General features: G+C 70.9%; 20 protein-coding genes and 3 pseudogenes. 15 read left to right on the plus strand and 8 right to left on the minus strand.

Annotated features, from left to right (window positions below; translation table 11 throughout):
- Together CRP52_RS34770 and CRP52_RS34775 are read left to right on the plus strand one after the other, a co-directional pair.
- Entirely contained in the window at positions 1–1146 is a 1146-nt protein-coding gene (locus CRP52_RS34770; protein ID WP_097240826.1) for a M20/M25/M40 family metallo-hydrolase, read from the plus strand.
- Positions 1133–2788 (plus strand): DUF885 family protein, encoded by a 1656-nt coding sequence (locus CRP52_RS34775; protein WP_097240827.1) that lies wholly within the window; start codon positions 1133–1135, stop codon positions 2786–2788. Before CRP52_RS34770 ends, CRP52_RS34775 begins: the two co-directional genes overlap by 14 nt.
- Here the strand turns inward: CRP52_RS34775 and CRP52_RS34780 are convergent.
- Positions 2772–3989: an MFS transporter gene (locus CRP52_RS34780; RefSeq protein WP_097240828.1), complete on the minus strand. Its 1218-nt coding sequence runs from the start codon at positions 3987–3989 to the stop codon at positions 2772–2774. The two genes, CRP52_RS34775 and CRP52_RS34780, sit on opposite strands and share 17 nt — an antisense overlap.
- A gap of 122 nt (positions 3990–4111) precedes the next feature.
- Between CRP52_RS34780 and CRP52_RS34785 the strand changes: the two genes are divergently transcribed.
- The 3 genes from CRP52_RS34785 to CRP52_RS34795 all read left to right on the plus strand — a co-directional run bounded on the left by CRP52_RS34785 (position 4112) and on the right by CRP52_RS34795 (position 8404).
- The gene (locus CRP52_RS34785) at positions 4112–5116 is read left to right on the plus strand and encodes a DUF5937 family protein (protein ID WP_097240829.1); all 1005 of its coding nucleotides are present in this window, start codon (positions 4112–4114) and stop codon (positions 5114–5116) included.
- A 241-nt stretch (positions 5117–5357) separates the two neighbouring features.
- A complete protein-coding gene (locus CRP52_RS34790; RefSeq protein ID WP_097240830.1) occupies positions 5358–7580 on the plus strand; it encodes a non-ribosomal peptide synthetase in 2223 nt (740 codons plus the stop codon).
- 74 nt (positions 7581–7654) lie between these two features.
- Complete coding sequence (locus CRP52_RS34795; RefSeq protein ID WP_097240831.1) at positions 7655–8404, plus strand: aspartyl/asparaginyl beta-hydroxylase domain-containing protein; 750 nt, start codon at positions 7655–7657, stop codon at positions 8402–8404.
- A 218-nt stretch (positions 8405–8622) separates the two neighbouring features.
- Here the strand turns inward: CRP52_RS34795 and CRP52_RS34800 are convergent, their stop codons facing one another.
- From CRP52_RS34800 to CRP52_RS34815, 4 genes are all read right to left on the minus strand, one after another.
- Positions 8623–9147 (minus strand): MepB family protein, encoded by a 525-nt coding sequence (locus CRP52_RS34800; protein WP_097240892.1) that lies wholly within the window; start codon positions 9145–9147, stop codon positions 8623–8625.
- Positions 9148–9316: 169 nt separating this feature from the next.
- Positions 9317–10180, minus strand: a complete 864-nt coding sequence (locus CRP52_RS34805; RefSeq protein ID WP_097240832.1) for an NmrA family NAD(P)-binding protein — start codon at positions 10178–10180, stop codon at positions 9317–9319.
- Between the two features lie 61 nt (positions 10181–10241).
- A complete protein-coding gene (locus CRP52_RS34810) occupies positions 10242–10706 on the minus strand; it encodes a hypothetical protein (protein WP_097240833.1) in 465 nt (154 codons plus the stop codon).
- Between the two features lie 159 nt (positions 10707–10865).
- Positions 10866–11384 carry a MarR family winged helix-turn-helix transcriptional regulator gene (locus CRP52_RS34815; RefSeq protein WP_097240834.1) on the minus strand — a complete coding sequence of 173 codons (519 nt, stop codon included), beginning with the start codon at positions 11382–11384 and terminating at the stop codon, positions 10866–10868.
- A 1680-nt stretch (positions 11385–13064) separates the two neighbouring features.
- Here CRP52_RS34815 and CRP52_RS34835 point away from each other — a divergent pair.
- The 7 genes and pseudogenes from CRP52_RS34835 (at position 13065) to istB (ending at position 18977) form a co-directional block, all read left to right on the plus strand.
- Positions 13065–13768: pseudogene (locus CRP52_RS34835) on the plus strand (phosphotriesterase family protein).
- Between the two features lie 382 nt (positions 13769–14150).
- Positions 14151–14417: pseudogene (locus tag CRP52_RS40140) on the plus strand (muconolactone Delta-isomerase family protein); the annotation flags it as partial.
- 69 nt (positions 14418–14486) lie between these two features.
- Positions 14487–14831: a YybH family protein gene (locus CRP52_RS39015; RefSeq protein ID WP_097240893.1), complete on the plus strand. Its 345-nt coding sequence runs from the start codon at positions 14487–14489 to the stop codon at positions 14829–14831.
- Between the two features lie 792 nt (positions 14832–15623).
- Complete coding sequence (locus CRP52_RS34855) at positions 15624–16313, plus strand: adenylate kinase family protein (protein WP_097240840.1); 690 nt, start codon at positions 15624–15626, stop codon at positions 16311–16313.
- 331 nt (positions 16314–16644) lie between these two features.
- Positions 16645–17733: a MerR family transcriptional regulator gene (locus CRP52_RS34860; protein ID WP_218893218.1), complete on the plus strand. Its 1089-nt coding sequence runs from the start codon at positions 16645–16647 to the stop codon at positions 17731–17733.
- Positions 17734–17852: 119 nt separating this feature from the next.
- Positions 17853–18176 carry a hypothetical protein gene (locus tag CRP52_RS34865; protein WP_257033202.1) on the plus strand — a complete coding sequence of 108 codons (324 nt, stop codon included), beginning with the start codon at positions 17853–17855 and terminating at the stop codon, positions 18174–18176.
- Between the two features lie 5 nt (positions 18177–18181).
- A pseudogene (gene istB, locus CRP52_RS34870) lies at positions 18182–18977 on the plus strand (IS21-like element helper ATPase IstB).
- A gap of 51 nt (positions 18978–19028) precedes the next feature.
- On the opposite strand, the gene CRP52_RS34875 reads toward istB, so the two are convergent.
- Positions 19029–19577, minus strand: coding sequence for a 2'-5' RNA ligase family protein (locus CRP52_RS34875; RefSeq protein ID WP_097240842.1), 549 nt, complete (start codon positions 19575–19577; stop codon positions 19029–19031).
- A gap of 377 nt (positions 19578–19954) precedes the next feature.
- On the opposite strand from CRP52_RS34875, the gene CRP52_RS34880 reads away from it, so the two are divergent.
- The 3 genes from CRP52_RS34880 to CRP52_RS39020 all read left to right on the plus strand — a co-directional run bounded on the left by CRP52_RS34880 (position 19955) and on the right by CRP52_RS39020 (position 21778).
- On the plus strand, positions 19955–20269 hold the full coding sequence (locus CRP52_RS34880; RefSeq protein WP_257033203.1) for a hypothetical protein: 315 nt from the start codon (positions 19955–19957) through the stop codon (positions 20267–20269).
- Positions 20270–20609: 340 nt separating this feature from the next.
- Positions 20610–21404, plus strand: a complete 795-nt coding sequence (locus tag CRP52_RS34890; RefSeq protein ID WP_218893212.1) for a serine hydrolase domain-containing protein — start codon at positions 20610–20612, stop codon at positions 21402–21404.
- Positions 21401–21778 (plus strand): hypothetical protein, encoded by a 378-nt coding sequence (locus CRP52_RS39020; RefSeq protein ID WP_218893213.1) that lies wholly within the window; start codon positions 21401–21403, stop codon positions 21776–21778. The genes CRP52_RS34890 and CRP52_RS39020 overlap by 4 nt, the downstream gene beginning before the upstream one ends.
- A 237-nt stretch (positions 21779–22015) precedes the next feature.
- Here the strand turns inward: CRP52_RS39020 and CRP52_RS34895 are convergent, their stop codons facing one another.
- Positions 22016–22882, minus strand: a complete 867-nt coding sequence (locus tag CRP52_RS34895) for a Cof-type HAD-IIB family hydrolase (protein WP_097240843.1) — start codon at positions 22880–22882, stop codon at positions 22016–22018.
- 110 nt (positions 22883–22992) lie between these two features.
- Positions 22993–24246, minus strand: a complete 1254-nt coding sequence (locus tag CRP52_RS34900) for an MFS transporter (RefSeq protein WP_097240844.1) — start codon at positions 24244–24246, stop codon at positions 22993–22995.
- Positions 24247–24320 lie beyond the last annotated feature (74 nt).

Below are 24320 nucleotides of genomic sequence, written 5' to 3' on the forward strand. Positions count from 1 at the left end.
ATGTCGGCCACACCAGGTGTCTCCGCACGACGACTACTGGACGATCTGGACGCACTGGCCGCCATCGGAGGCCGACCGGACGGCGGGGTGGACCGCGTCGCCGGCACGGCCGAGGACCTGCGAGCCCGTCGCTGGCTCGCCGAGCAGATGCGGGCCCGGGGACTCCTGTCCCGAACCGACGACATCGGCAACGTCTTCGGCCACACACCGAACGCGGCGAAGCGCCGGCTGCTCGTCGGTTCCCACACCGACACCGTTCCCGCGGGCGGCCGGCTCGACGGCGCCTACGGCGTGATCGCCGCCCTGGAGGTGCTGACCACCCTGCACGAGCACGGCCATCCGGCCGCCGACGCGCTGGAGATCGTGAGCTTCTGGGACGAGGAAGGCGCCCAGCCGCAGTCCCCGGGCGGCATGACCGGCTCCACCGCCCTGTGCGCCGACCCGCACCTGGCCGAGATCACCGGCTTCGTGGAACTGCACATCGAGCAGGGGCCACGGATGGAACTGGCGGGCCAGGAACTGTGCGTGGTGGACGGCATCGTCGGCGTGGACCGCCACCTGATCCGGGCCGTGGGCGAGCCCAACCACGCGGGGACGACCCCGTTCCCGCTACGCAAGGACGCCGGCCGGGCCATGGCCCGCGCCGCGGCCGCCGCTCACGACCTCATGCAGTCCGTCAGCGACACACTCGTGGGCAACATCGGCTCCTTCACCCTCGAACCGGGCGCCCCCAACGTGATCCCGGGCGCCGCCCACCTGGTACTGGAGCTGCGCTCCCCCCACGAGGACGCCCTCACCCGCTGCGCCGAACTCATCCTGGAACACACCCGGGCCATCGCCGCCGAAGAAGGGTGCACGGTCGAGCACCGGATGCTCTCGCACAAGCCCGTGGTCGCCTTCGACGAGAGCATGCGCACCCTGGTGGAGAAAGTGTGCCGCAGCACCGGACGGCCCGCCGGGTCGCTGTACAGCTACGCGGGCCACGACGCAGGGGTCATGAGCGCGCACGTCCCCACCGCGATGGTGTTCGTGCCCAGCACCCGGGGCGTCAGCCACTCACCGCACGAGCACACCCCCGACCGGCTGCTGACCCAGGGCGCCCAGGTGCTCCTCGAAACGGTGATCGCCCACCATGACAGTCACTGACCACGCCGCCGGCCGCGCCACGGCCCGTCTCGCGCGGGAGTTCTGGGCCTGGCGCGCGGCGCAGCGCCCGCACTCACGCGATGACATCCCGCGCCTGGACCGGCCCACGGGCTGGACCCCGGACTGGAGCGCGCAGGGGGTGGCCCGGCACCGCGAGACGCTGTCCGGATTCCGGCAGGCCGTGGCGGCGCCGGCCCCCGGCACGGCCCCGGTGCCGGTGCAGGTGGACCACCGGCTGGTCACCTCGGCCGTCGCGCGCGCCGGCTGGGAGCTGGACACCCTGCGGCTGTGGCAGCGCCACCCGGGCTTCTACGCGGATCAAGCACTCGGTGCCGTGTACGACCTGCTGCTGCCCCCGCCGCCGTTCGCACCGGTCCGGGCCCAGGCCGTGCTCCGGCACCTGCGCGACGTGCCCAGGGTGCTGGGCTGGGCCGAGGAGAACACCCGGGACCACGCCGAGGCCGAGTTCACCGCCCTCACCGTCCGAGAACTGGAGGACATCGAGACGCGCCTGGCCCGGGCCGTCCGGGAACTGACCCCGCACGTCCCCCAGGTGGCCCGGGAGCTGGCGGACGCCGCCGACGCGGCCGCGCGAGCACTCGGCGCCTTCCGGGAGCGCTGGCGGGCGAGGATGCCCGACCTGCCGCCGCACCGACCGGTGGGCGAAGGCCCGTTCCAGCGGTACCTGGCCGAGGTCGCCCTGCTGCCGTGGACCGTGGCCGAGCTGCGCGCGCTGGGCCGCCGCGAGGACGACCGCGCGGCCATGGCGGACCTGGTCGGCACACGGCACGGCCCCCCGACCGGGGAGCCCGCGCTGCCCGCGGACGCCGCGACACAGTGTGCCCGGCACGCCGCCGCGGAGCAGGACGTACGAGCCTTCTACCGCGACCGGGCGCTGCTCGACCTGCCCGCCGACCTGCCCCGCTACCGCACCGCTCCGATTCCGGGCTATCTGGCGCAGTTGAGCTGGCTCGGCATCACCGACGACCTGACCGGTCCGGCCCGGCTCACCGAGGACGCGGTCAGCTACGTGCCTCCGCCCCGTCCCGACCTGCCCTACTTCGACCGGGCGAACGCGCACGACCCCCGGCTGGGCATCATCCACGAGGGCGTACACCACCAGCAGCTCTCGATGTCCTGGCGGCATCCCGACCCGGTCCGCCGCCACTTCCACGACTCGGCCGTCAACGAGGGCATCGCCTTCTACCACGAGGAACTGGTCCTGCTGGCCGGGCTCTTCGACGACAACCCCGCCTCCCGCCGTACCGTGCACAACTTCATGCGCCTGCGCAGCGCGCGGGTGGGCGTCGACATCGCCCTGGCCGTGGGCGGCGTGACCGTGCCCGAAGCGGCAGAGCTGCTGGTCCGCGAGGTCCCACTGGACGCCGCGACCGCCCACCACGAAGCCGCCTTCTTCGCCCTGACACCCGGCCAGGGCCTGTCCTACCAGGCCGGCAAGACCCAGGTGCTGGCCCTGCTGGCCGACGCGCGCCGCCTGTTCGGGGACCACTTCGAGCTGCGGCGCTTTCACAACCACCTCTGGCGCAACGGCAACGTCCCGCTGTCGCTGTTGCGCTGGGAGTACCTCGGCGACCGGGAGGAGCTGGACCGCGCCGACGCCCTGGTCACGGCCTCGGCCTGAGCACCCGGACCAGCAGCGCCGTGCAGACCAGGCAGACCGCCGCCGCCACGGCGATACCCACCGACGGCCGCACCAGCTCGGCGACCACCCCGGTCAGCCCGGCGGCGACACCCTGGCAGGACATCAGGCCGGAAGCCGCCAGCCCGAAAGCCTGGCCGCGCGACCCGACGGGCACAGCGCTGACGAACGGCTCCTGGAGGCACAGGCTGTAGCCGAACCCGACACTGGCCAGCGCCGCCAGCCCGGCGGCCACGGCGATGTCCGGCCGGGCCGCGAAGAACAGGTACGGGGCACCCAGCAGCACGGACAGCGGCAGCGCCCAGCGGTTGCGCTGGCGTCGGGTGGCGAAACGGCCGACGAGGACGTCACCGACCAGCATGCCGACCGCCGCGGCAGTGAGCAGCGCGCCGACGGACCGAGGACGGCCGATCTCGTCCGCATACGAGATCATGAGCGCTTCCGCGCCCACGATCCAGCACGCGGGCAGACACAGCGCCAGCAGCAGACGGCGCACCCGGACATCCGCCCACAGCGCCCGGTTGACCGACCAGGTCCTGGAAAGGGCCCGTGCCGGGGTGATCGCGGCTTCGTCCGCCCCTCGCGGCGGACGAAGCCGCAGACCAAGACGGAGCACCGCGGCGGACAGCAGGGCGCCGCCGCACACCACCCACAGCGTGCCGACCGGCCCCAGCAGCGCGAGCAGAGCGCCGCCCACGGCGAAGCCGGAGATCTGCGCAGCCCCGACCGTGACGTTCATCAGGGACTGCGCCGGCACGAACCGACGCTCGCCCACGAGTTCCGGCAGCAGCGCCGACTTCATGGCAGCGGGCACCGGATCGAACAGGCCGTACAGCATGCTCAGGGCCAGTACCCCGGGCACCGGCAGCACGTCGAGAGCCAACACCCCCGCCCCGACGGCCCGGGCCACGTCCCAGCCGGCCATCGTCAGCCGAGGAGGAAGCCGGTCCGCCAGGGAGAGCAGGGCGGCGCTGCCCACCACCTGCGGCAGCAATCCCGCCACGTAGGCGATGCCGGACAACAGTGGGGAGCCGCTGCGGCTGTAGACGAGCGCGGACAGGGCGAGGGCCTTCATGACCTCGCCCAGATTGAGCAGCGCGTGCGCCGCCCACAGCACCCGGAAGTCCCGCTCCCGGAACACCTCCCGGTACCCCGGGGGCCGGATGTCGTCACTGACGAGCATGGTGCTTCTCCTCGGGCAGGGGGGACGGCACGGCAGCGGTTCTCCGACGGCCGGGAAACAGCACGATGGCCACGCCCGGGCGGCGTCCACTAGGGTTTCGCCCACAAACGAAAGGTCGCGCCGTGACGCTGCGCATCGAGGTGGGGGCCGCAGACCTCGGGGCCAGCCGTTTCGCGATATCCCCGATCACTCAGGTCGTGGCGGCCCTGCTGGTCCTGTCCGGCCGCATCTCCACATGGACGGCGCGTCCATGGGCGGAGCGCAACCGGGGGCGACTGCACGCGATGTGCGAAGCCGAGCCGGACCTGGCGACCTTGGTGTCCATCCTCCGCGCCCGCGGCTACAACCCGGACTTCATCGCACCGCCTCCCCGGGGCAACACCTCGACGTTCGCGCAGGACCTGGCCGCGGTACGGGAGACACCAGCGGTGCGAGCCCACCAGGAGGTGATGCGGGTCCTCGAAGGACGCGAGCCACCCGACGGGGTGGCCCGCATCTTCGACTCGCCCGACCCCATGGGCCGCTTCACCCACGCCCTCAGCCTGGCCTGGGAGGAGTTCGTGGCCCCGGACTGGGACCGGATGCGCACCATCTTGCAGCGCGACCTCGCCCACCGCGCCGACCGGCTGATCGCCCAGGGCTGGGACGCAGTGCTCAGCGAGCTGGCCCCCACACTCCGGTGGCACACCCAGGCCGGCGGCGCCGTCATGGAGGTCTCCGGCATGCCGCACGAGCGACGGCTCCTGCGCACGGGCGGCATCCTGTACCTGCCCAACCTGTTCGACGCCCTGTGGGTCTGCCTGGACGAACCCTGGCGCAACGCCGTGGTCTACCCGGCCGACGGTGCCGCCGCCCTGTGGCCGGCGGCTGCCTCACACCATCCGGCCGCCGCTCACCTGGTCCCGCTGATCGGCCGCTCCAGGGCCCTGATCCTCACCACCATGGACGGACCGGTCACCACCACGCAGCTCACCCGCGCCCTGCGCATGAGCCTCGGCGCAGTCGGCGACCATCTCGGCGTGCTCCGCACGTCCGGTCTGGTCGAGGGCACCCGGACGGGCCGCGCCGTCGTCTACCGGCGCACCGCACTGGGCGACGCGTTGATCAAGGGGCCCTGGGCCACCTGAGATAGCCGAGGGATGGGCCGCCGATACGCCGAAGATATGCGGGCGTCGACCATGGGCCGGACCGAATCCTTCACCTGCCAGGAGGTCCGCCCGTGAGCAGTGAACCCACGACGTACACGGGCACCGCCACGCCACCACCCGCCACCGGCGCGCTCGACGTGTCGGTGGCCGTCCCCCTGCCCCCGCCACCGCTCGCGGCCTGCAGCTGCTGGCGGAGCACGCCGGCCACGCCCCGGCCGCGGTGCCGCTGGCGGGCTTCTGGGCCCTGCTGCTGCGGTGGAGCGGCCACGAGCAGGTGCAGGTCGACACGGCGTCCGGGCCGCTGCGCTGCCGTACGGACGAGGACACCACGTTCCGCCAGCTCATCGAGCAGGCCGCCCGAGCAACGCAAGCCGCAGGGGCTTCCCCAGCCTCCTACCGGGCCACCGTCCCCCATCCGCTGGTGCCCGGCGGCGGCCCGCACGAGCTCCGGCTCAGCTGCTCCTGGGACGCGCAGGGGATCCACTGCACGCTGGACTGTGCACCGGGAACCTTCGACGAGGCCGAACTCGGCCGCTTCGCCGAGCAGTTGTCGCTGCTGCTCACCAACGGCACGGATCGGCCGGAGCAGTACGTCCAAGAGCTGGACCTGATCACCCCCGAGGAACGGCGCGCCATCGTCGGCCCGTTCAACGACACCGCGCATTTCTTCGACGATTCCCTGCTGCTGCATCAGCTGGTGGAGGCACAGGTCGCGCGCACCCCCGACGCCGTCGCCCTGCGCTGCGGCGCCGAGAGCCTGACCTATCGGCGCCTGGACGCCCTCGCCAACGCTCTGGCGCATCGGCTGACGGCGCTCGGCGTCACCGCCGGCACTCCCGTCGGCGTCTGTGTGGGGCGGGATGCGGAGCTCATCTGGTCGCTTCTCGGGGTGCTCAAGGCGGGCGGGGCGCACGTCCCGCTCGACCCGGACTACCCGGCCGAGCGACTGCGGTTCATGCTTGAGGACTCCGGGGCAGCCCTGGTCGTCACCCAGGAACGACAGCTGGCGACACTGCCCGAGGGCATCCCCACGGTCCTGGTCGGCAAGGACGACGAGGAGGCGGCCGGCCTGCCGGACATCGGTCCCGAGCCCCGGACCACGCCCGACGACCTCGCCTATGTGTTGTACACCTCCGGCTCCACCGGGCGGCCCAAGGGAGTACAGCTCACCCACCGGTCGCTGAGCAACCGCCTCCAGGAGATGCGCCGCCAGTTCGCACTGACGGAGCACGACCGCGTGCTGCAGTTCGCCTCTGCGAGCTTCGACGCGGCCGCCGAGCAGATCTTCCCGGCGCTGATGTGCGGCGCGAGCCTGGTTCTGCGGGACGCCCCTCACTGGGGCCCCGAGGACGTGGTGGCCACCCTGCGCAAGGCCCGGGTCACCGTCGCCGAGTTGCCCGTCGCGCTGTGGGAGCAGGTGATCCCGCTCCTGGCCGGACGCGGCACGGGGGAGTGGCTACGGCTCCTGGTCCTGGCCGGTGAGAAGATCTCGCCGGGCTCCGTGGCCAACTGGTTCGCCGTCACCTCCGTACCCGTCCACACCACCTACGCCCCCACCGAGGCCACGATCACGGCGACGACGTACGTGCTCGACCGCCCGGGTCCGGTACTCATCGGCACACCGGTGGCCAACACCCACGTGTGCGTCATGGACCGGGCCGGAGGGTTCGTACCGGTGGGGGTGCCGGGCGAGCTCTGGATCGGGGGCGTGGGCGTGACGCGCGGCTACGGGAGCCGGCCGGCGCTCACGGCCGAGCGGTTCGTCCCCCACCCGTTCGCCAAGGGGGAACGCATGTACCGGTCCGGGGACCTCGTGCGACAGCTTTCCGACGGCGCTCTGGAGATCCTCGGCCGCATCGACACCCAGGTGAAGCTGCGCGGCCAGCGCGTCGAACTCGGCGAGGTGGAGTCCACCCTGGTCGCGCACGCCGACGTGGCGTCCGCCGTGGCGGCCGTGCGCGAGGACAGCCCGGGCGACAAACGACTCGTCGCCTACAGCGTCCCGGCCCCCGGACGCCTCGTGGACGTGGGGGCCCTGCGGGAGCACTGCCGCCGCACCCTGCCCGAGTACATGGTGCCCGGCGTCATCGTCGTCCTGGACGCCCTGCCGCTGACCCCCAACGGCAAGGTCGATCGTCGTGCCCTGCCGGCCCCGGATCCGCAGGCGCAGACGCAGGACGACACCTTCGTGGCGCCGCGCAACGAGGTGGAACAAGCCATCGCGGACGTGTGGGCAGAGATCCTCGGGATGCAGCGCATCGGGGTCCGGGACAACTTCTTCCATCTGGGTGGTCACTCACTGCTCGCCACCCGCGTGACCAACCGCATCGAGGCGCTGACCGGGGTCGCGATCAGCCTCATGGACCTGTTCCGGGGGCCTACCGTCGAGGCGCTCAGCCGACGGGTCCTGGAACGTTTCGCCGAATCGGAGGGCCCCTCCTGAGGCTCTGCAGCCATGGCGTACCCGCACCGCCCGCCCGCCCCCGCCGGCCCGAACCAGTATGAGGGAGCAGAGGAATGACACCCGAGATAGACGACGCCTTCGAAGCGGTCGAGAAGCAGTACGGGGCCGGAAGCATCGATCGCGTGCGGCAGATGCTCGACCCTGCGAGGCAGGAGCGGCACCCGCTGCAGAAGAACGCCAAGTGGATCCTGCCCGGCCTGTCGAAGAAGCCCTGGCACGACCCCTACGAGCACCCCGAGATCGCCCCCGTCGTCCGTGCCTTCGAGGCCGGACACGCGCGTATCAAGGAGGAGCTGACGACCGCGTGGTCGCGGAGCCGGCCGTCGTTCACCGACTACGAGCACTACCTGTCCACGCAGTCCGACTGGCAGGCCCTCTACCTGTTCCGCGCCGGAGCACCCGTACCCGAATCGGCCCAGGTCGTGCCGACGGCGTACCGCATCCTCGACGAGTACGCCCTGCGCACCGGGATCCACTGCCCGTTGCTGGAGAGCCACTTCTCCACCCTGCTTCCCGGAGCCGTGGTCAAGCCGCACTGCGACCTGTGGAACTTCAGCATCAACCTCCACCTGGCCGTCGACATCCCCGAAGGGTGCGGGATCAAGGTCGCGGACGAGGCGCGCGCCTGGGTCGAGGGCAGGTGCCTGCTCTTCGACTACTCCTTCGAGCACGAGGCCTGGAACAAGGGCGACGGAACCCGCAGCTGTCTGCTGGTGGACCTGTGGCACCCCGAGACCACCCTCGCCGAGCGCGCAGCGCTGACCGCCCTGATCACCGAGATCCGGCTCCTTCTCGGGGAGTGACCAAGCCGGCGAATCCGCGGTTCGTCATCACCGGGCGATCAGCCGGTGTCGCCAGCCCTTCATGCCGGTGGCGTGTTGCTCTGCTGCGGTTTGGCGCGCGGGGCCGGCTCGTCGGCATGGGTTCAGGGGCTGTGATGGGTGGTGTGGCCGGGCAGGGATCGCCATCATCGTCCGGCCGCCGTGTTCCAGGTTGCCGAACGCCGTGGCGCAGCGCGCACCTACGGGTGGTAGAGGGCGTGGGCGAGAGTCAGGTCGGCAAGCCCGTCCAGGCCAAGGTTGAGGAAGTATTGCACCTGCCATGCCTGCGTGCCGCGGGCCTGCCGGTTGGTCGTGGTCACCCACGGCGGGTAGACGCGGAATCCGCGCTTCCCGCCGGAGCCGTTGCGGGAGACGATGTTGCGCTCGCACAACACCTCGCGCGGGAACACGAACTGTCCGAAGCCGTCGTCGTCGTGGCTGCTGATGACGAAGAGGTCCACTCCGTCGTCGGCGTCGAAGGGCCGGATCGGCCCCTCCGGGGACCGCTGCCACACGGTGACGAACTGGCCCACCTTCGTCGGGGTGGTCTTGGCCACGCGGAACCGAACCGGCCGGTCATCGAGCGTGAACGCGCAAGCCGCGTACTCGGCACTCTCCGGTTCGGGCACGGGCAGCGAGCAGTCGAAACCGCTCGGGTCGTACACCGATGCCTTTGCTGCCAGCAGGTCACCGTGAAGGCCCGTCCACGGCTGATTCGTCACCATGCTGTCATCCTGCCATCGCACCCGTTCGCGCTGCTTCGGCAGGAGATCGAGGCCCCGCCGCGAGGTGTCCGACTGGGCACTCAAACGCAGCGAGCACCTCGACGGGCGACGCCTTGTACCGCGCCGCGTGCTTTCGCCGGCGTGCCCAGGGACAGCAGAGCTTCCTGGATCACTCGAAGTGGGTGCGGTGTTCGTGAAGGAAGGCGTCGAGGGTGCGGGGCGGGCGGCCGAGGATCCCGGTGACGGTGGTGGTGGGGAATTCGGGCCGGGCGATGGCGAGTTGCTGGATCTCCACGACGTGGTCGGCGAGCCAGACGGGCATGCCGGCCTGGTGGATGAGGTTGTCGCGCAGCTCGTCCGGGGCGAGGTCGATGTACTGGATCCGGCGGCCGGTCAGTTCGGTCAGCCGGGCGGCGAGGTCGGGGTGGGAGACGGTTTCCGGTCCGGTCAGCGTGTAGGTGCCGCCCGCGAGGTGGCGCCGGGTGAGCACGGCGGCCGCGACGTCGCCGATGTCGCGGCAGTCGATGTAGTTGCAGGGCGCGTCCCTCATGGCGCCGAGGAAGAGACCCTTTGCCACGGTGGGCGCGAGGCGCAGCAGGTTCTGCATGAACGCGTAGGGGCGCAGGACGGTGCTGGTGAGTCCGCTGGCGTGCAGGTGTTCTTCGACGGCGTGGTGTCCGCGGGATATCGCGACGGGTGCAGCAGGCTCGGCGGCGGGGGCGGAGAGCTTGACGATGTGTGCGATGCCGCTGTGGGCGGCGATGTCGATGACGCGGGTTTCGAGTTCGACCTGTGCGGGGCTGTTGGCCATGGCGAGGAAGAGCTGGTCGGCGCCCTCGAAGGCGGTGCGCAGCGAGTCGGGGTCGCCGGCGTCGGCGTAGCGGACCTCGATGGGCCGCTCGTGCGGGTCGGCGGTGGCGGGCAGCGGCCGGTGCGGGCTGCGGGTGAGTGCGCGCACGGGTACGTCGAGTGCGCGCAGGCTGTGGAGCAGGGCGGTCCCGGTGGTTCCGGTGGCTCCCATGACAACGATCATCGAATGTGTCCTCAGTGCTTGGTGTCGTCCGCGGCAGCCGGTGGCGCCGGGGCGGGTTCGGTTACGGCCGGAGCTTGGCGATGGTGCTGCGCCAGCGCAGGGTGACGATGGTGGTGGCGAGGACGGCGGAGACCGGCAGGTCGATGCGCAGCCGCTGCAGCCAGGGGGCGGCGTGGACGGGGGTGCGGGCCGGCAGCCATTCGGCGGCGAACCATCCCAGCGCCGCCGCCAGGCCGGCGGCCGGGATGACGAGCAGCACGGTCAGGACGACGCGCGGCAGGGTCGTGGTCCAGCGCCGCGGCTGCCCGCCGTGCTGCAGCCAGGTGCCGATCAGGAACGCCACCGCGGCGGAGGTGCCGGCGATGGAGGTGCAGGCCGCCACTGTCAGGTCCGCCTGTCCGGTGACGACTCCTGCGGTGCCCGCCGTCAACGCGGGGGCGGCGTAGGCGGTCAGCACCTCGCGCCACAGCGCGAACGGCCGGGCGGCCGTTCGGCTCGGGTGGGTTCTGTCCTTCGTTGCAGGCATCTCGGCCTCTTCATCTCGTTCGGGTTCCGAAAGGCTGAGGGGGTTCGGCCGGGCTGTCGATCGGCCTGCCCTCACCAGATAATTAGCTGGCTAATTATTGCTTCGCAAAGAGGGGCTCTCATCCACGCGATGAGAGCCCGGATTCCCTTTGTGGCCGGGTCAGTCGGCGGTCAGGGCCGAACTGCCGCGCACGACGCGGGCGAGCAGGTCCAGGAACACCGTGCGCTCCTCGACGGTGAGTCCTCCCACCATCGCCTCCAGTCGCCCGAAATGCTCGGGCGCCATGTCGCGCAAGCGCTGCGCGCCGCGCGCGGTCAGGACCGCGACCGTGCCGCGCCCGTCCTCGGCGGACGGACGCCTGGCGATCAGGCCCTCGCGCTCCAGCCCGTCCAGCAGGCCGGTGACCGTGGCTCTGGAGACATCGAGGTCGGCCGCCAGTTGCGAGGGGGACTTCTCTCCCCCGGTACCTTCGAGGTCCGAGAGCAGGCGGTAACGGCCCGTCGACAGTCCGAACCTGGCGAAGTGGGCCTCGGCCGCCCGGCCGACCCTCGCGCCTGCGGAGATGAGCCGCACCGCGACCAGTACCGCCTGTGGGTCCGTGTCCAAGTCGTAGTGCCGCAGCTGCCATTCGGCCTGCTCCAGCGTGGGCTGCTCGCTGTCGACCCCGCCGTTCGTCATGCAAGTAATATGGCAGCTAACAACTTGGAGTGTCAAGGCACGATCATCAGGCGAATCGGGACCTGGCCCAGGCACTGGAGCGATCGGCCGACCCAGCGCCTTCGGGGTGGCCGGCAGGGCGACGATGGTGACCGGTGAACACCATGGATCCCGAGCTCGTTGCCGTCGCCTTCGGCATGGACCCCGAGGCCACTCTCATGTACCTGGCTGACCAGGTCGACCCCGGACGCCTGCCACCCTGCACGAACCCGGATGCGAGTGCCGCACGGCACCCCTGGGCTCCGGCCACGGAGGGCGGGGCGCCGTATCGACCGTCGGTGGATCGGAGATGCACGGGGCATGGCCGTCAACTGTTCGCGATCTGCTTCAATGCGACCCGGCCGTCGGGCCTGGCGCGGTTCTGGTCCGGGGTCCTGGGTTGCGAGTCGGCCGACGGTCCGGACGGCGCTTGTTGGGCCGGTAGCTGGGGCCGATCATGATGACCTGGTGGCTGGTGTTGATCAGCGAGCGTGCCTGCGGCTCGGAGACCAGCGCGACGCTCACACTCCAGGCCAAGGCCACCACGACCGGGCCGGTCACCAAACACCGCCACCGCCCACAGCAACGAGACCGACCTGCACCCGGGCAACAACGCCGACTCCGTCACCGTCTGCGTCGAGCCGGCTCCCACCTGCCCGCCGTGCCCGCCGACCTCCGGCGGCTGCGGCCCCTGCGAGCCCTGCCTGCCCGCCATCGACCCCAGCGCGTGCAACGCCCTGACCCGTACCCCCCAGGGATTCCTCGTCCCCGCCACCACCTACACCGGCCGCGCCCCCAGCCCCACCATCGGCACCGGCCGCGCCGTCGACATCACCGTCACCGAGGCCCCCGGCTGCCCGAACGCCGTCACCATCGGCGCCCGCCTGGCCGCCCCCTGCGGCGAGGCGACCCCGCCGGGGCCGGGCACCGACGTGAGCGGCGTCCCCGCCGACCGGTGGACGTCGGTACAGGGAGCCGAAGTCACTCTGCCCGGCCCCGGCCGCTACCTGCTGCTCGGGGGCGATCCGCGGACAGTTCGACATCCCGCCCGGCGTGGAGACCGACGCGTGGATGGTCGGACGCCTCTTCAACGTCACCGCCGGCGCCCCGGTCAGCGACACCGAGGTGCTGGTGATCTACCGCCGCGACACCATCAACCCCGCCGCGACACCATCAAAACCCCGCCATCGGCCCCACCGGCACCACCCTCGCCGTCATCGAGGTCACCGCCCCGACCGTGATCCGCGCCGAGGTCAGCGTCCAGATCCGGCTGGGCCGAATCCGGAACGCCTACGCCTGGTCCGACCTCAACGGTCGCACCAAGGTCGGCTATCTGAAGACCGGCGACTGACCGCCCGCAATGTCGGCCGCCGGCGCTCCGGGTTCGTCCCCATGCCGGCGGCCGGCCCGCGGCAGTCGGCCCTCAGCGCCGGGCCGGGCACCGGCTGGGAGCTGCACGAGTACCGCCACTCCTGCCCGACCCACCTCATCGCGCGGGACACGGCGAGTCCGTCGCACCGTGACCGGCCTCTTCCGGCCTCGCTGGGCATCCTTCGCGCAAAGCCGCCGGGACAAGGGCGAGGCATGGTGGACGAGGGTGTCGAGAGAGCCGTGATGACGGTGCTGGGGCCGGTGGATGCCCGCGAGCTTGGACTGACACTCATGCACGAGCACCTCTTCATCGACCGGGCCAGGATCCTGCGCGACGACGACTACCACCTGCACGAAATGCCGCTGGCCGTCCGAGAACTCTCCTCCTTCGTGCAGGCCGGCGGTGCGACCGTCGTGGAGGTGACCAACCACAACCTGGCGCGCGATCCCGACGGCCTGGTCGAGGTGGCGCGGCGCAGGGGGTCAACATCGTGATGGGCTGCGGCTGGTATCGCGAGCCCTACTACGACCAGGAGTTGTGGACCCGCACGGCCCGGGAACTCGCCGACGACATCGTGCGCGAGATCCGCGAGGGCGTCGGCGAACACCGGGTACGGTCCGGCATCATCGGGGAGATCGGCACCGACCGGCACTACGTCTCACCGGTGGAGGAGAAGTCCTTCCGGGCCGCCGCCCGAGCCCACCTGCGCACCGGCCTGACCATCACCACTCACGCCTCCCAGCGCAGGGTCGGCACCGCCCAGCTCGACCTGCTGGAGGAGGAGGGCGTGGACCCCGGCCGCGTCGTCATCGGCCACTGCGGGCACTACGCCGACACCGAGTACCACGACGCCCTGGCCCGCCGCGGCTGCTGGGTCCAGTTCGACCTCCTGCCGCGGCTCATGGCGGCCGGCGTCAGCAGCGCGGAGATCGACACCATCCTCGTCGACAACCCGCGCGCGGCACTGACCAACCGCCGCATGCCGCACGCCTGACCCACACGACCACCTCTCCGGCGACACCGATCCGGAACCGCTCATCTGGACAGGCCAGTTGAGCGGTTCCGGTGATCGGCTCAGCTCAGGCCGAATGCGCTTTTGGTGACTGTGTGTGGTGGTGGGGTGGTGGGCCCCTCGGGGGCCGGTTTCCGGGTGTGAATTCTGCCGGGTGTTCCGTTCGGCTGTTTTGGCGCGTTGGTTGCTGGTGTTGGTCTGAGTTTGGTGGGGATTAACTCGCGAAGCAGGGTGACGAGCTGACGAGGCCGTCTGGGGCTTGCTCATCAGGACCGCCCGACCTGGCTGATGCAGACTGGGAAGAGGCGCGCCGGCCAACCGCAGGGCGGGTTCCCGTACGGCCGGCTACCCGAAAGAGGTGATCATGGAATTCCTCGTCACGATGACCACCCACGTCCCGGACGGGACCCCGGAGCAGGCTGTCGAGGACATCCGCGCCCGCGAGGCCGCACGGGCGCGAGAGCTCGCGACGCAGGGACACCTGCTCCGCCTGTGGCGCCCTCCCCTTCGACCGGGCGAGTGGCGCACCCTCGGGCTCTTCGCTGCCCCCGACGGCGGCCGACTGGAGGAGGTCCTGGCCTCCATGCCGCTGCGCATCTGGCGCACCGACGAGGTCACGCCGCTCTCGCCCCACCCGAGCGACCCCGGCCACGTCGGCGGCGCCACGACTGCGACGAGCAGCACAGCGGACAACGAGAAGATCCTTCGTGGCATCCTCGACGAGTGGAAGGCGGCCGTCGACGCGCACCAGCCCGAGCGGGCCGCCTCCTGCTTCGCCGAGGACGCGATCTTCCAGGGCCTCCATCCGTACACCGTCGGTCGCCGCGGCATCGCCGACTACTACGGCTCCCAGCCGCTCGGGATGACCGCCGACTACCGGATCCTCGAAACCAGGCAGCTGGTCGACGGCGCGGTGCTCGGCTACACGAGTGTCGACTTCTCGTTCACCGACCGGCCGACGCTCACGGTGAACCTGAGCCTGGTGGTCAAGCGGGCGGCCGACCGCTGGTACATCAGCCACTACCAGGTGTCCAAGCTCGGTTGACGGTGACCCGGCAGGCCGCCGCCACGCTCGCCCTCTCAGGGGATTCCGATCCCGGCCACCTGCGCCACGTGGTCCGAGAGGAAGGTCGTGCCGCCCGACGGCATCGCAACCGGCTCAGTGAAGATGCGGTCGGTTCCGATGACCGGCCAGCGATCTGGGTGACGTGGACGAGCAGACAGTCGACCCGGTACGCCGTTGCACCGGCAGGCGGCAGCTCGGCGTGGAAGGTGGGCAGGTCCTCCGCGGCGAACGGGGTCCCGCCACGTGCCGGCGTCCGTCATCGCCTCGTACAGGGTGGACCCGCCGGCGGAGGGCGGTGAGCCACGAGAAGTGCGCTCCACCGCCCACCGCTTGGGCTGGACCTGGAAGCCGCGCTCCCATGCGATCGACTCGTCGCGTGCCTGGTCGTAGCGGACGCGGGTGCCGCGGCACCCCGTGGTCTCCACCACCCGGTAGGTCTCCTCGGTGATACCGAGCCGCTGCGCCACATCGGCACGGCTGGGCCCGGCGGTGGATCCGGCGCTCGTGTTCGACGGTGCACAGGTCGGCCCGGGTGACGCCGACGGCGCCTGGGGCGGTGCGCCCATGCCCGGGCCGAACCTCGGTGTTGGAGTTCAGGTTCGGCCCGTCAAAGACGTTGGCAGGCTGCGGTTGCGGCATGGCAGGATCGCAACTCGCGAAACCTGACGTGATTTAGCGACCTGGTCGGGAGGGGCGTCCGCGTCTGCATGTCCAAGTTGCGGGCTTCCCAGTGGATCTGCGATCAGAGCCAAGCCAAGGAGTGATGGACTGATGCGCGTCGTTCTCTTCCAGCCTCCAGTGTTCAGGCGGGAGACTCCGGCCGCTTCGCTGGCTGAGGCCCTGGAAGTGCCGCAGGTCCACTTCGGCGATCTCATGCGCGCTCACCTCTCCCAGGGCACCGAGCTGGGAATCCGAGCTGCCGAGATCATCAACTCCGGCAGGCTGTTTCCCGACGAGATCATCACCGCGATCATCCGGGACCACCTGCTCCGGGTGACCGATGCGGGTTTCCTCCTCGTTGGATACCCGCACAGCGTCGCCTTGGCGCTCGCACTGGATGAGTTGCTCCGCGAGCTCGACAAGCCCCTGGACAACGTTCTGCACCTGCATCTTCCCGGGGAGGAGAAGGAGCGCCACGTCCGTCGCCTGGCGGGCCGCCGCCTCTGCCGCAACGACCAGACCCACGTCTTCGAGCCATCGCTGGATCATCCCCTCGTCGAGGACGTCTGCAACGTCTGCGGCGGTGAGCTCTATCAACGCGGGAACGACAACGAAAACAGCATCCGCGGTCGGTTCAGGTCCCACGAGGCGATGCTGGAACCCATCACCCAGCACTACGCCAGGCAGCATCTCCTCGTCACGGTCGAGGCTGTCGGCACGTTCGACGAGATAACCAGGAGCGGGCTCACAGCGCTCCGGAAGCACGGCCCCCGGCCCTACTCGGGGCCGGCGACGTCCTAGTACTCCAGCAGGACTTCGACGTTTTGCCTGGTCAGAGGCTGCGTGGTGCAGTGTGGTGGGCTGATGCTTCATCAGGGGCGGTCTTCATGGGTCGCCCCTCGATCGTGTGCAGTCGGCGTTGGTAGCGGCAGTGGCGGCCGACGGCCTGGCGTTGTCGGCGCCGGATGGGCCGGTTCAAGGCCTCAGCGCGGGGCGTGCGGCGTGGGGGATGCGGAGCCTGGTCTCATGGCCGGCCACGCGCGGTACCAGGAGCGAAGCGCTTGACCCTCACGTGGCGTGATGCCGCATAGTCGCCGACGTGGAAGAGCACGAGCACCTGACCGTTGGACGTGTGGCCGAGTTGGCCGCCGTGAGCGTTCGCACCCTGCACCACTATGACGAGATCGGCCTCGTCCAGCCGTCCGCGCGGACCAGCGCCGGGTACCGGGCCTACTCGGCGGGCGACGTGGAGCGCCTGCGGGAGGTGCTCGCTTTCCGGCGGCTCGGCTTCGGGTTGCGCGAGATCGCGGATCTGGTGGACGACCCGGCCACCAACGCGGTTGCGCGCCTGCACCGGCTGCGCGGCCTGCTGGTGGAACAGCAGGACCGCACTGCCGTCATCGTGGCGGCCATTGACAAGGAACTGGAGGAACGGGCCATGGGGATCAGGGCGACGCCGGAGGACCAACTGAAGGTGTTCGGCGCGCAGTTGTACGAAGCAATCGGGACCGCCTACCCGGCGACCCGGCGCACCGAGCCGCGGATCGCCGCGAGGATCTGGGAGGCGCTCGGCGACGCGCGGACGGTACTGAACATCGGGGCCGGCACCGGCTCCTACGAGCCCCCGGACCGTGAGGTCACGGCGGTGGAACCGTCGGCGGTGATGCGGGCGCAACGTCCCGCGGGCGCGGCGCCGTGCGTGGCCGCCAGTGCGGAGCGCCTGCCGTTCGCTGACCAGTCTTTCGACGCCGCGATGGCGGTCAGCACCGTTCACCACTGGCCGGACCCGATCGCCGGGCTGCGCGAGATGCGGCGGGTGGCCCGGCGCGTGGTGGTGTTCACGTACGACGCCAGTACGACCGGCTGGCTTCAACGGTTCTGGCTCACCCGCGACTACCTGCCCGAATTCGCTGACCTTCTCGCCAACTGGCCCTCACTGGCCGACATGACCCGCGCGATCGGGGGCCGCGCGGAGCCGGTGCTCGTACCATGGGACTGCGCCGACGGCTTCTTCGAGGCCCACTGGCGTCGGCCCGAGGCGTACCTGGACGAACACGTGCGCCGCGCGGTGTCGGTGTGGACCCGAGTCGGCCCGGAGGCCGAGCAGCGGGCGGTGAACATGCTCCGCGCCGACCTCGCCTCGGGCCGGTGGGCCGAGCGCAACCGCGACCTCGTCGCCCTCGACGCGGCCGAGCTCGGCCTTCGCCTGCTCGTCGCCTGAGCGCGACCGCCCTCGACCAGGCCCGCTCCGCCGGGAAGTTCACCCCGGTCCACGACGCCTGGTGGGCCGCGGCGGTCAGGGCCCACGGCGACGCCGAGGGCACCCGGGCGCTGATCGAGGTGCTGCTGCTGGGCCGCCACCTCACGCACGAGCACATCGTTGCTGGCCTGGCCACCGCACTGCGGGCGGGGGCACTGACCGCGGACGCGGTCGCTCTGGAGGCCCGCAAGGCCGCCCAGGTCGAGGACGAGCCCGCCGTCGAGGTCCCGGCCCCGAGGCCGGTTGCCGGGCCGGGGGCCGGGACGGTGACGTTCCTGCACGAGTGGAGGCTCAACCACCTTCCGCAGGACACCAGGCCGCTGCCCTCGGTCAGCCACTACGACCAGTTGCTCCGACACCGCCGCGCCGGCGGCGGTGACCTGCGAGAGGGAGAAGCCCCATGACCGCCATGCTGCCCCGCCAGCGGAACCTGACCGAACAGGCCGCGACCACGGCCATCGACACGGCCTGCCGGCTGCTGCGGCTGCCATCGATCCGAGGCGAGTTCGCCGAGATCGCCGACCGGGCGGTCAAGGACCAGATGACCTACCGCGGCTTCCTCGCCGAGCTGCTGATGGCCGAGTGCGACGACCGGGGCCGGCGCCGTTCGGAGCGGTGGATCAAGGCCGCCGGGTTCCCCCCGCGACAAGTCGCTGCGGACCTTCGACTTCGACGCCAACCCCAACATCGACCCCGCCGTGATCAACACCCTCGCCAGCTGCGAGTGGATCAAGAAGAGCCAGCCGCTCTGCCTGATCGGCGACTCCGGCACCGGCAAGTCCCACATGCTCATCGCCCTGGGCACCGAGGCCGCCATGCAGGGCTACCGCGTTCGCTACACGCTCGCCACGAAGCTGGTGAACGAGCTGGTGGAGGCCGCCGACGAGAAGCAGCTGAACAAGACCATCGCCCGCTACGGCCGCGTCGACCTGCTCTGCATCGACGAACTCGGCTACATGGAACTCGACCGCCGCGGCGCCGAACTGCTCTTCCAGGTCCTCACCGAACGCGAGGAGAAGAACAGCGTCGCCATCGCCTCCAACGAGTCGTTCGGCGGCTGGACCAAGACCTTCACCGACCCCCGCCTCTGCGCGGCCATCGTCGACCGCCTCACCTTCAACGGCATCATCATCGAGACCGGCACCGACTCCTACCGCCTCGCCAGCACCCGTGCCCGAGCCGAAGCACCCGCCAAGACAGGCTGACCGGAGCCCCTGCGCTGGTCCGCTGCCCACAGGGCAGTGGACCAGCAAGCCTCATGACCTGTTGATTCCGAGTGCGAACGACGCACGTTCCTGCCACTTCGTGCCGTCGTGCACGATGAGCTCGACCGACGAGATGCGAGAAGTGAACTGGAGCTTGCCGGCGAGGTCAGCCTCGATCTCCTCTATGACGGCTTCCTCCTGACCTTGAGCGATGGTCAGGTGCGGCAGGATCTCGGTGAATCGACCCTCGTATGGCGGAGCCTCAGGCCAACGATCAGTGATCGCCTCCGTGAGCTGCCGCAACGGCGTGTCGGGGTCCGGAACGAGATACAGCGCTTCCGGGAACCGCCCACATCTCTCGAACCGCAGGTCGAAGGTCGGGTGGCTTCCCAGCACGTCTGCGAGCGCAGAATGGACGAGCGCATCTATTCGACTCTCGTCAAGGAACGGGAAGAGCACGGTGACATGTGCTGGAACCCCGGCCTGGGCTGAGGGGTCGAACCGCTCACGCCACCCGCCGACGAACGGCTCTGCCTCCGGGATCCGAACGATAAGTCCCGTTTGGCCCGTCTTAAACGTGCTGGTGCTGTCATCTGCCATGACACCGCATGGTGTCACCTCTGCCGCACGCGGCACGGCTCCTTTTTCAGTGAACGATCACGGCCGGCTCCGCTCCGGCCAGCAGGAGACCATCGCGGAGGCAACGGTGCCGTCATTTCCCGTGAACATCCAGGGTGCAGATGATCACTGAACGCTGCCGGAACCCATGAACAAACGCTGTCGGTTGAAGTGAACGAAGCCAGTCAGACCACGCCCACCTGGCGCGGGTGATCGCATGGACGCTCAGATCACACCGTTCCTCGAGCGGATCGACGCACGCGCGCGGGAGCTCGCTACCACTGTGGACCAGCTCCGCACGCAGACGACGAGCTCACCGCGCGCCTGCGTGAACTCGACGAGGAGATGGAGACCTGGCGGTGACCCGCAAGACGCTTCTCGCCCTACCGCCGATTGCTCCGGAGCCGGCCGAGGAGCCGCCCGTCCTGCCGGACCACCCGGCCTACCAGCAGATCCTCACCGTCTTCGCCGACGCCGCCGGGCCGATGCGCGCCCGCGACCTATGCGAGCGCCTCGACCTCGCCATCATGCCGAAGAACATCGAGAGTACCCGGCACAAGCTCAAGCGCCTGGTCAGCCTCGGCGTCCTCGCCGAGCCCGAAGCCGGCTTGTTCGCCCTGCACTGCCCGAGCAACTCCGCACCACCAGCCCACCTGACCAGGGCCGACCGTTGAATCGGGCTGGCGCCCCGCCCACGGGCGTCACCGTGCTTCCCCGGCCGCCCCGAACCTCGCCGCGCCCAGCCCCAAGCGCGAGCGCAAGCCCTTCCAGCTGACGTCGGGGCCGCTCCGAAACCCCTTGGACGGCACGGGGACTGCCTTGCTGAAATGGGAGACGGCCGCTGTTGGAGTCGAAGGGATGCGCCGATGACCGAGATCAGGCTGCAGCCGTCGGTCCGCGACCTGACCCACGCGGACCTGCCGTCCTGCGGGTGGGCCGGCGACGCCCTGCACGTGCGTCAGCTCGCCGACCAGATCCGCCGCGCCGAGGCCGGCGAGATCGACTACCGCGCTGATGCGCCTGGTCGCGGAGGGAAGGGTGGACCTGGATGCCCCGGTGCGGCGCTACGTCCCCGAGCTGAAGCTCGCCGATGAGCGGGCCGCAGCGCAGATCACCGTCCTGAACCTGCTCAACCACACCGCAGGCATGGACTGGAACCTGGTCGACGACGGCAAGGGCGACGGCTCCCTGGCCGGGCTCGTGGCGAAGCTGCCCCAGCTGCCGCTGGTCGCACCGCCCGGTGCCCGCGCGTCGTACAGCCAGGCCGGATACGACCTGGCCGGACGGGTCATCGAGAAGGTCACAGGCCTGCCCTTCGAGCAGGCCATGGCCTCACTCGTCCTGGAGCCGGTAGGCCTGTCGGACACCGTGTACGGTCTGGCCGAGGTGATGGTCCGCAAGTTCGCGGTGGGCTACAACCGAGGCGAGGACGGCGAACTGCGCCCCGCCCGCCCGTGGGGGGCCTTCAAGGAGGGCGCGCGCGCCGACAACCCCGGTGGCGGCCTCGCCTCCTCGGTGAGCGATCTGCTGCGCTGGGCGCGATTCCAACTCGGCGATGGTGACGGCGTGTTGCCCGCCTCGGCGTTGCATCGCATGCGGGAGCAGACAGTCACGCTGCGCGCCAGCACGCTCGGCGACGGCTTGGGCATCTGCTGGTTCCTGAACGACCTGGACGGCATTCTCGGGATCGGGCACGGCGGCTCGGGTAACGGCCAGTTCGCCGAGCTGCTCATCGTGCCGGAACGCAACTTCGCGGTGGTCTGCCTGGCCAACGCCGGGCCGAACGGCCCTTCAACCAGTCCGTCGTGAAGTGGGCGCTGGAGCACTACCTAGGCGTCGTCGAGCAGGCAGCGGAGCCGCTCCCGTACGACGAGGAGCGGGCCCGGCAGGTCGTCGGCCACTACGAGATCGACGCCATGAGCCTCGACATCGCCACCGACGGCACCCGTCTCACCCTGGCCGTCGATATCAAGCCGGAGATCCGTGAGGCATCGGACGAGGAGATGCCGCCCGGCTACCCGGCCGCAGCCATCGGCTTCCTTCTCGGCGACCGCGATGAGTACATCGTCACCGAAGGCGGTCGCGAGGGGCAACGCGGCTACTTCTCCCGCGACGACAACGGCGCGGTCATAGGCGTCGATCTCGCCGGCCGGCTCTTCAACCGGGTCGTGCACGCACCCTGATCGAGCCGAGTCGGGGCGGTTCCGAGCGGCCGCGCCGCGGCTCGGCGCTGCCGGCCTCCCGCCGGCCGGGCCCCGTGGAATCCCCCCTGCTTCCCGGCTCGCCGGAGAATCCAGAACGATCCGTTCCGCATGCGCTGAGGAAGAGTGCACCGGTCAGTGCACCGGTTCCACGCCGAACGCCGACCGCGGTGCAGACCGGGCAGCGCGCGAGTGCGGCGGTGGCCCGCACGAGGCGGTTCAGCGCACTCGGTGGGCGTGCGCCGGCGCGGCGACGAACCGTTCGAGGGCCTGGGCGACGCCGTCCTCGTCGTTGGAGGCGGTACGACAGCGCGCGGTCCGGAGGACCTCCGGGTGGGCGTTGGTCATGGCGTAGGGCGCGCCGACCGCCTTGAGCATGGGGAGGTCGTTGGGCATGTCGCCGAAGGCGGCGATCTCGTCGGCGGTGATGCCGAGCCGGCTGCTCCACGCGAGGAGCGTGGCGGCCTTGGTGACGCCGGGCGCGCTGAACTCCACCAGTGACAAACCCGTGGAGTGGGTCGTCTCGGCACTGCCGCCGGCACTGCGCCGCGCCTGCTCGTGGAAGACGTCGAGGGGCAGTGTGGGGTGGTGGGCGAGGAGCTTGAGTACATGGCGGCCCGGCGCCGGCGTGAGCAGGTCCTCGGCGGGAGCGATCGGCTCGACGGCCTCTTCGCCGTACGACCAGTGGGGGTAGTCGGGTTCGTGGCCGTATGCCGTCTCGTACTCCACGGCGAAGGAGACGCCGGGCACGGCAGCGCGCAGTCGCGTCACGAGTTCGGTCGCCGGGTCGGACCGAATCGGGGAGATGCGGATCGGGGTTGCGTCCGGCGCGTACAGTGCGGCGCCGTTGGCGGCGATGACGTAGTGCCGTCCGATGGTCTCCAGCAGGGCGGGAACGCACCGTGGTGGGCGGCCGGTGACGAGGACGATGCGGATGCCGGCCTTGCTCGCCGCGGTCAGGGCGGCCCGGGTGCGCTGGGACAGGCTGCCGTCGCTGTGCAGGAGTGTGCCGTCGAGGTCGGTCGCCACCAGCTTCGGCCGGGGATGCGGCGGGGAGGCTGGAGTCGGCGTTGGCGTCGTTGTCATGGTGCACCTTCCGGACCGGGGGAGGGCTGGTCGAGTGGGCCGGGCGCCGGGCCGCACGGGGCTGGACGGGGCGCCGCATGGGTCTTCGGGCCTGGTGGCGCAGGATGCGCTCAGTCGGTGTGGCGGGGGCGGCGGGCGAGGAGGCCGGCCGTGGTGAGCAGGGCGAGCAGGGCCGCGGTGAACCAGGTCATCGCGGTGGTCATGGTGGTGTAGCGGGTGGCGATGCCGATGGCGATGGCGGGCAGGGCGAGGCCGAGGTAGGAGATGAGGAAGAGGCCGGCGAGGGCTTCGCCGCGTTTGGCCGGGGTGGCCATGGCGACGACGGTGCCGACGGCGGATTTGAACAGGACCCCGGCGCCGATGCCGGCCGTGATGCCGGCCACCAGGAACAGGGTGAGGCTGGCGGTGTGCATGCCGACGGCGAGCGCGGTCGTCCCGGCGGCCTGGGCGTACAGGCCGAGGTTCCTGCGCAGTGCGGCGTCGAGGCGGCTGGTGAGGGTCTGGGCCGCGGCGGAGGCGCCGAACACGGCGAACACGGTCAGTCCGGCCAGTGCGCGGGAGGGGTGGTGCAGGGTGTGGCCGACGAATCCGGGAGCCAGCGAGGTGAACAGGCCGAAGACCGCGAAGGACGCGAAGCCCGCGGCCGCGGCGGCCAGGTATCCGGCGGGGTCACCGTGGTCGGTGCTGATGCGCTGCGGCCGGTAGGCGGGCCTGACGGACTGCGCCTGGACCGTTTCGGGGGTGAGCGCGACCGCGGCGATGCTGATCAGCAGCAGGGCGCCGAAGACGAGGTAGGGCAGGCGCAGGGGGGCGCCGAGGTACTGGGCGAGAAGGCCGGCGATGAGCGGGCCGAAGCCGAGGCCGCCGATGTTGGCCGCGGTGGAGACGATCTCGAAGCGCTGCGGCGAGGCGTCGGGGCGGTGGGCGGTGTGCAGTTCGTGCAGGTGCGCGGTGGCGGTCGCGGTGAGCATGCCGACCCCGAGGCCGGTGACCAGCCGTGCGAGGAGAAGGAGCGGCAGGGCTGGCTGGGTGAGGAACAGTGCGGCGGCGGCCAGTTCGAGGGTCAGTGCCGTGATCAGGACCTTGCGTCGGCCGAGCCAGTCCGAGATGTGCCCGGCCAGCAGCAGGCTGGCCAGGACGCCGAGGGCGTAGACGGCGAACACCACGGTGACGGTGAAGGTGGAGAAGCCGTCGCGTGCCTGGTAGAGGGGGTACAGCGGCGTCGGGACGGTGGAGAACGCCATGGCCGTGACGAACGCCGAGGCGATCAGCCAGAACCCGGCCCCGTGCCTGCGGGCCGAGTGCCGGGCGGCGATCTGCCGGCCGGGTGTCCGGCGAACGAGCCGGGGGGCGGACGACGACATGGGGGTGCTCCGTTTTCGTGAGTGCTCCGAGTGGTGACGGTGGCCGGCCGGCGCCGCCTGGGACCGACGCCGGC

The organism is Streptomyces sp. 1331.2 (genome assembly GCF_900199205.1).
Lineage (GTDB): Bacteria > Actinomycetota > Actinomycetes > Streptomycetales > Streptomycetaceae > Kitasatospora.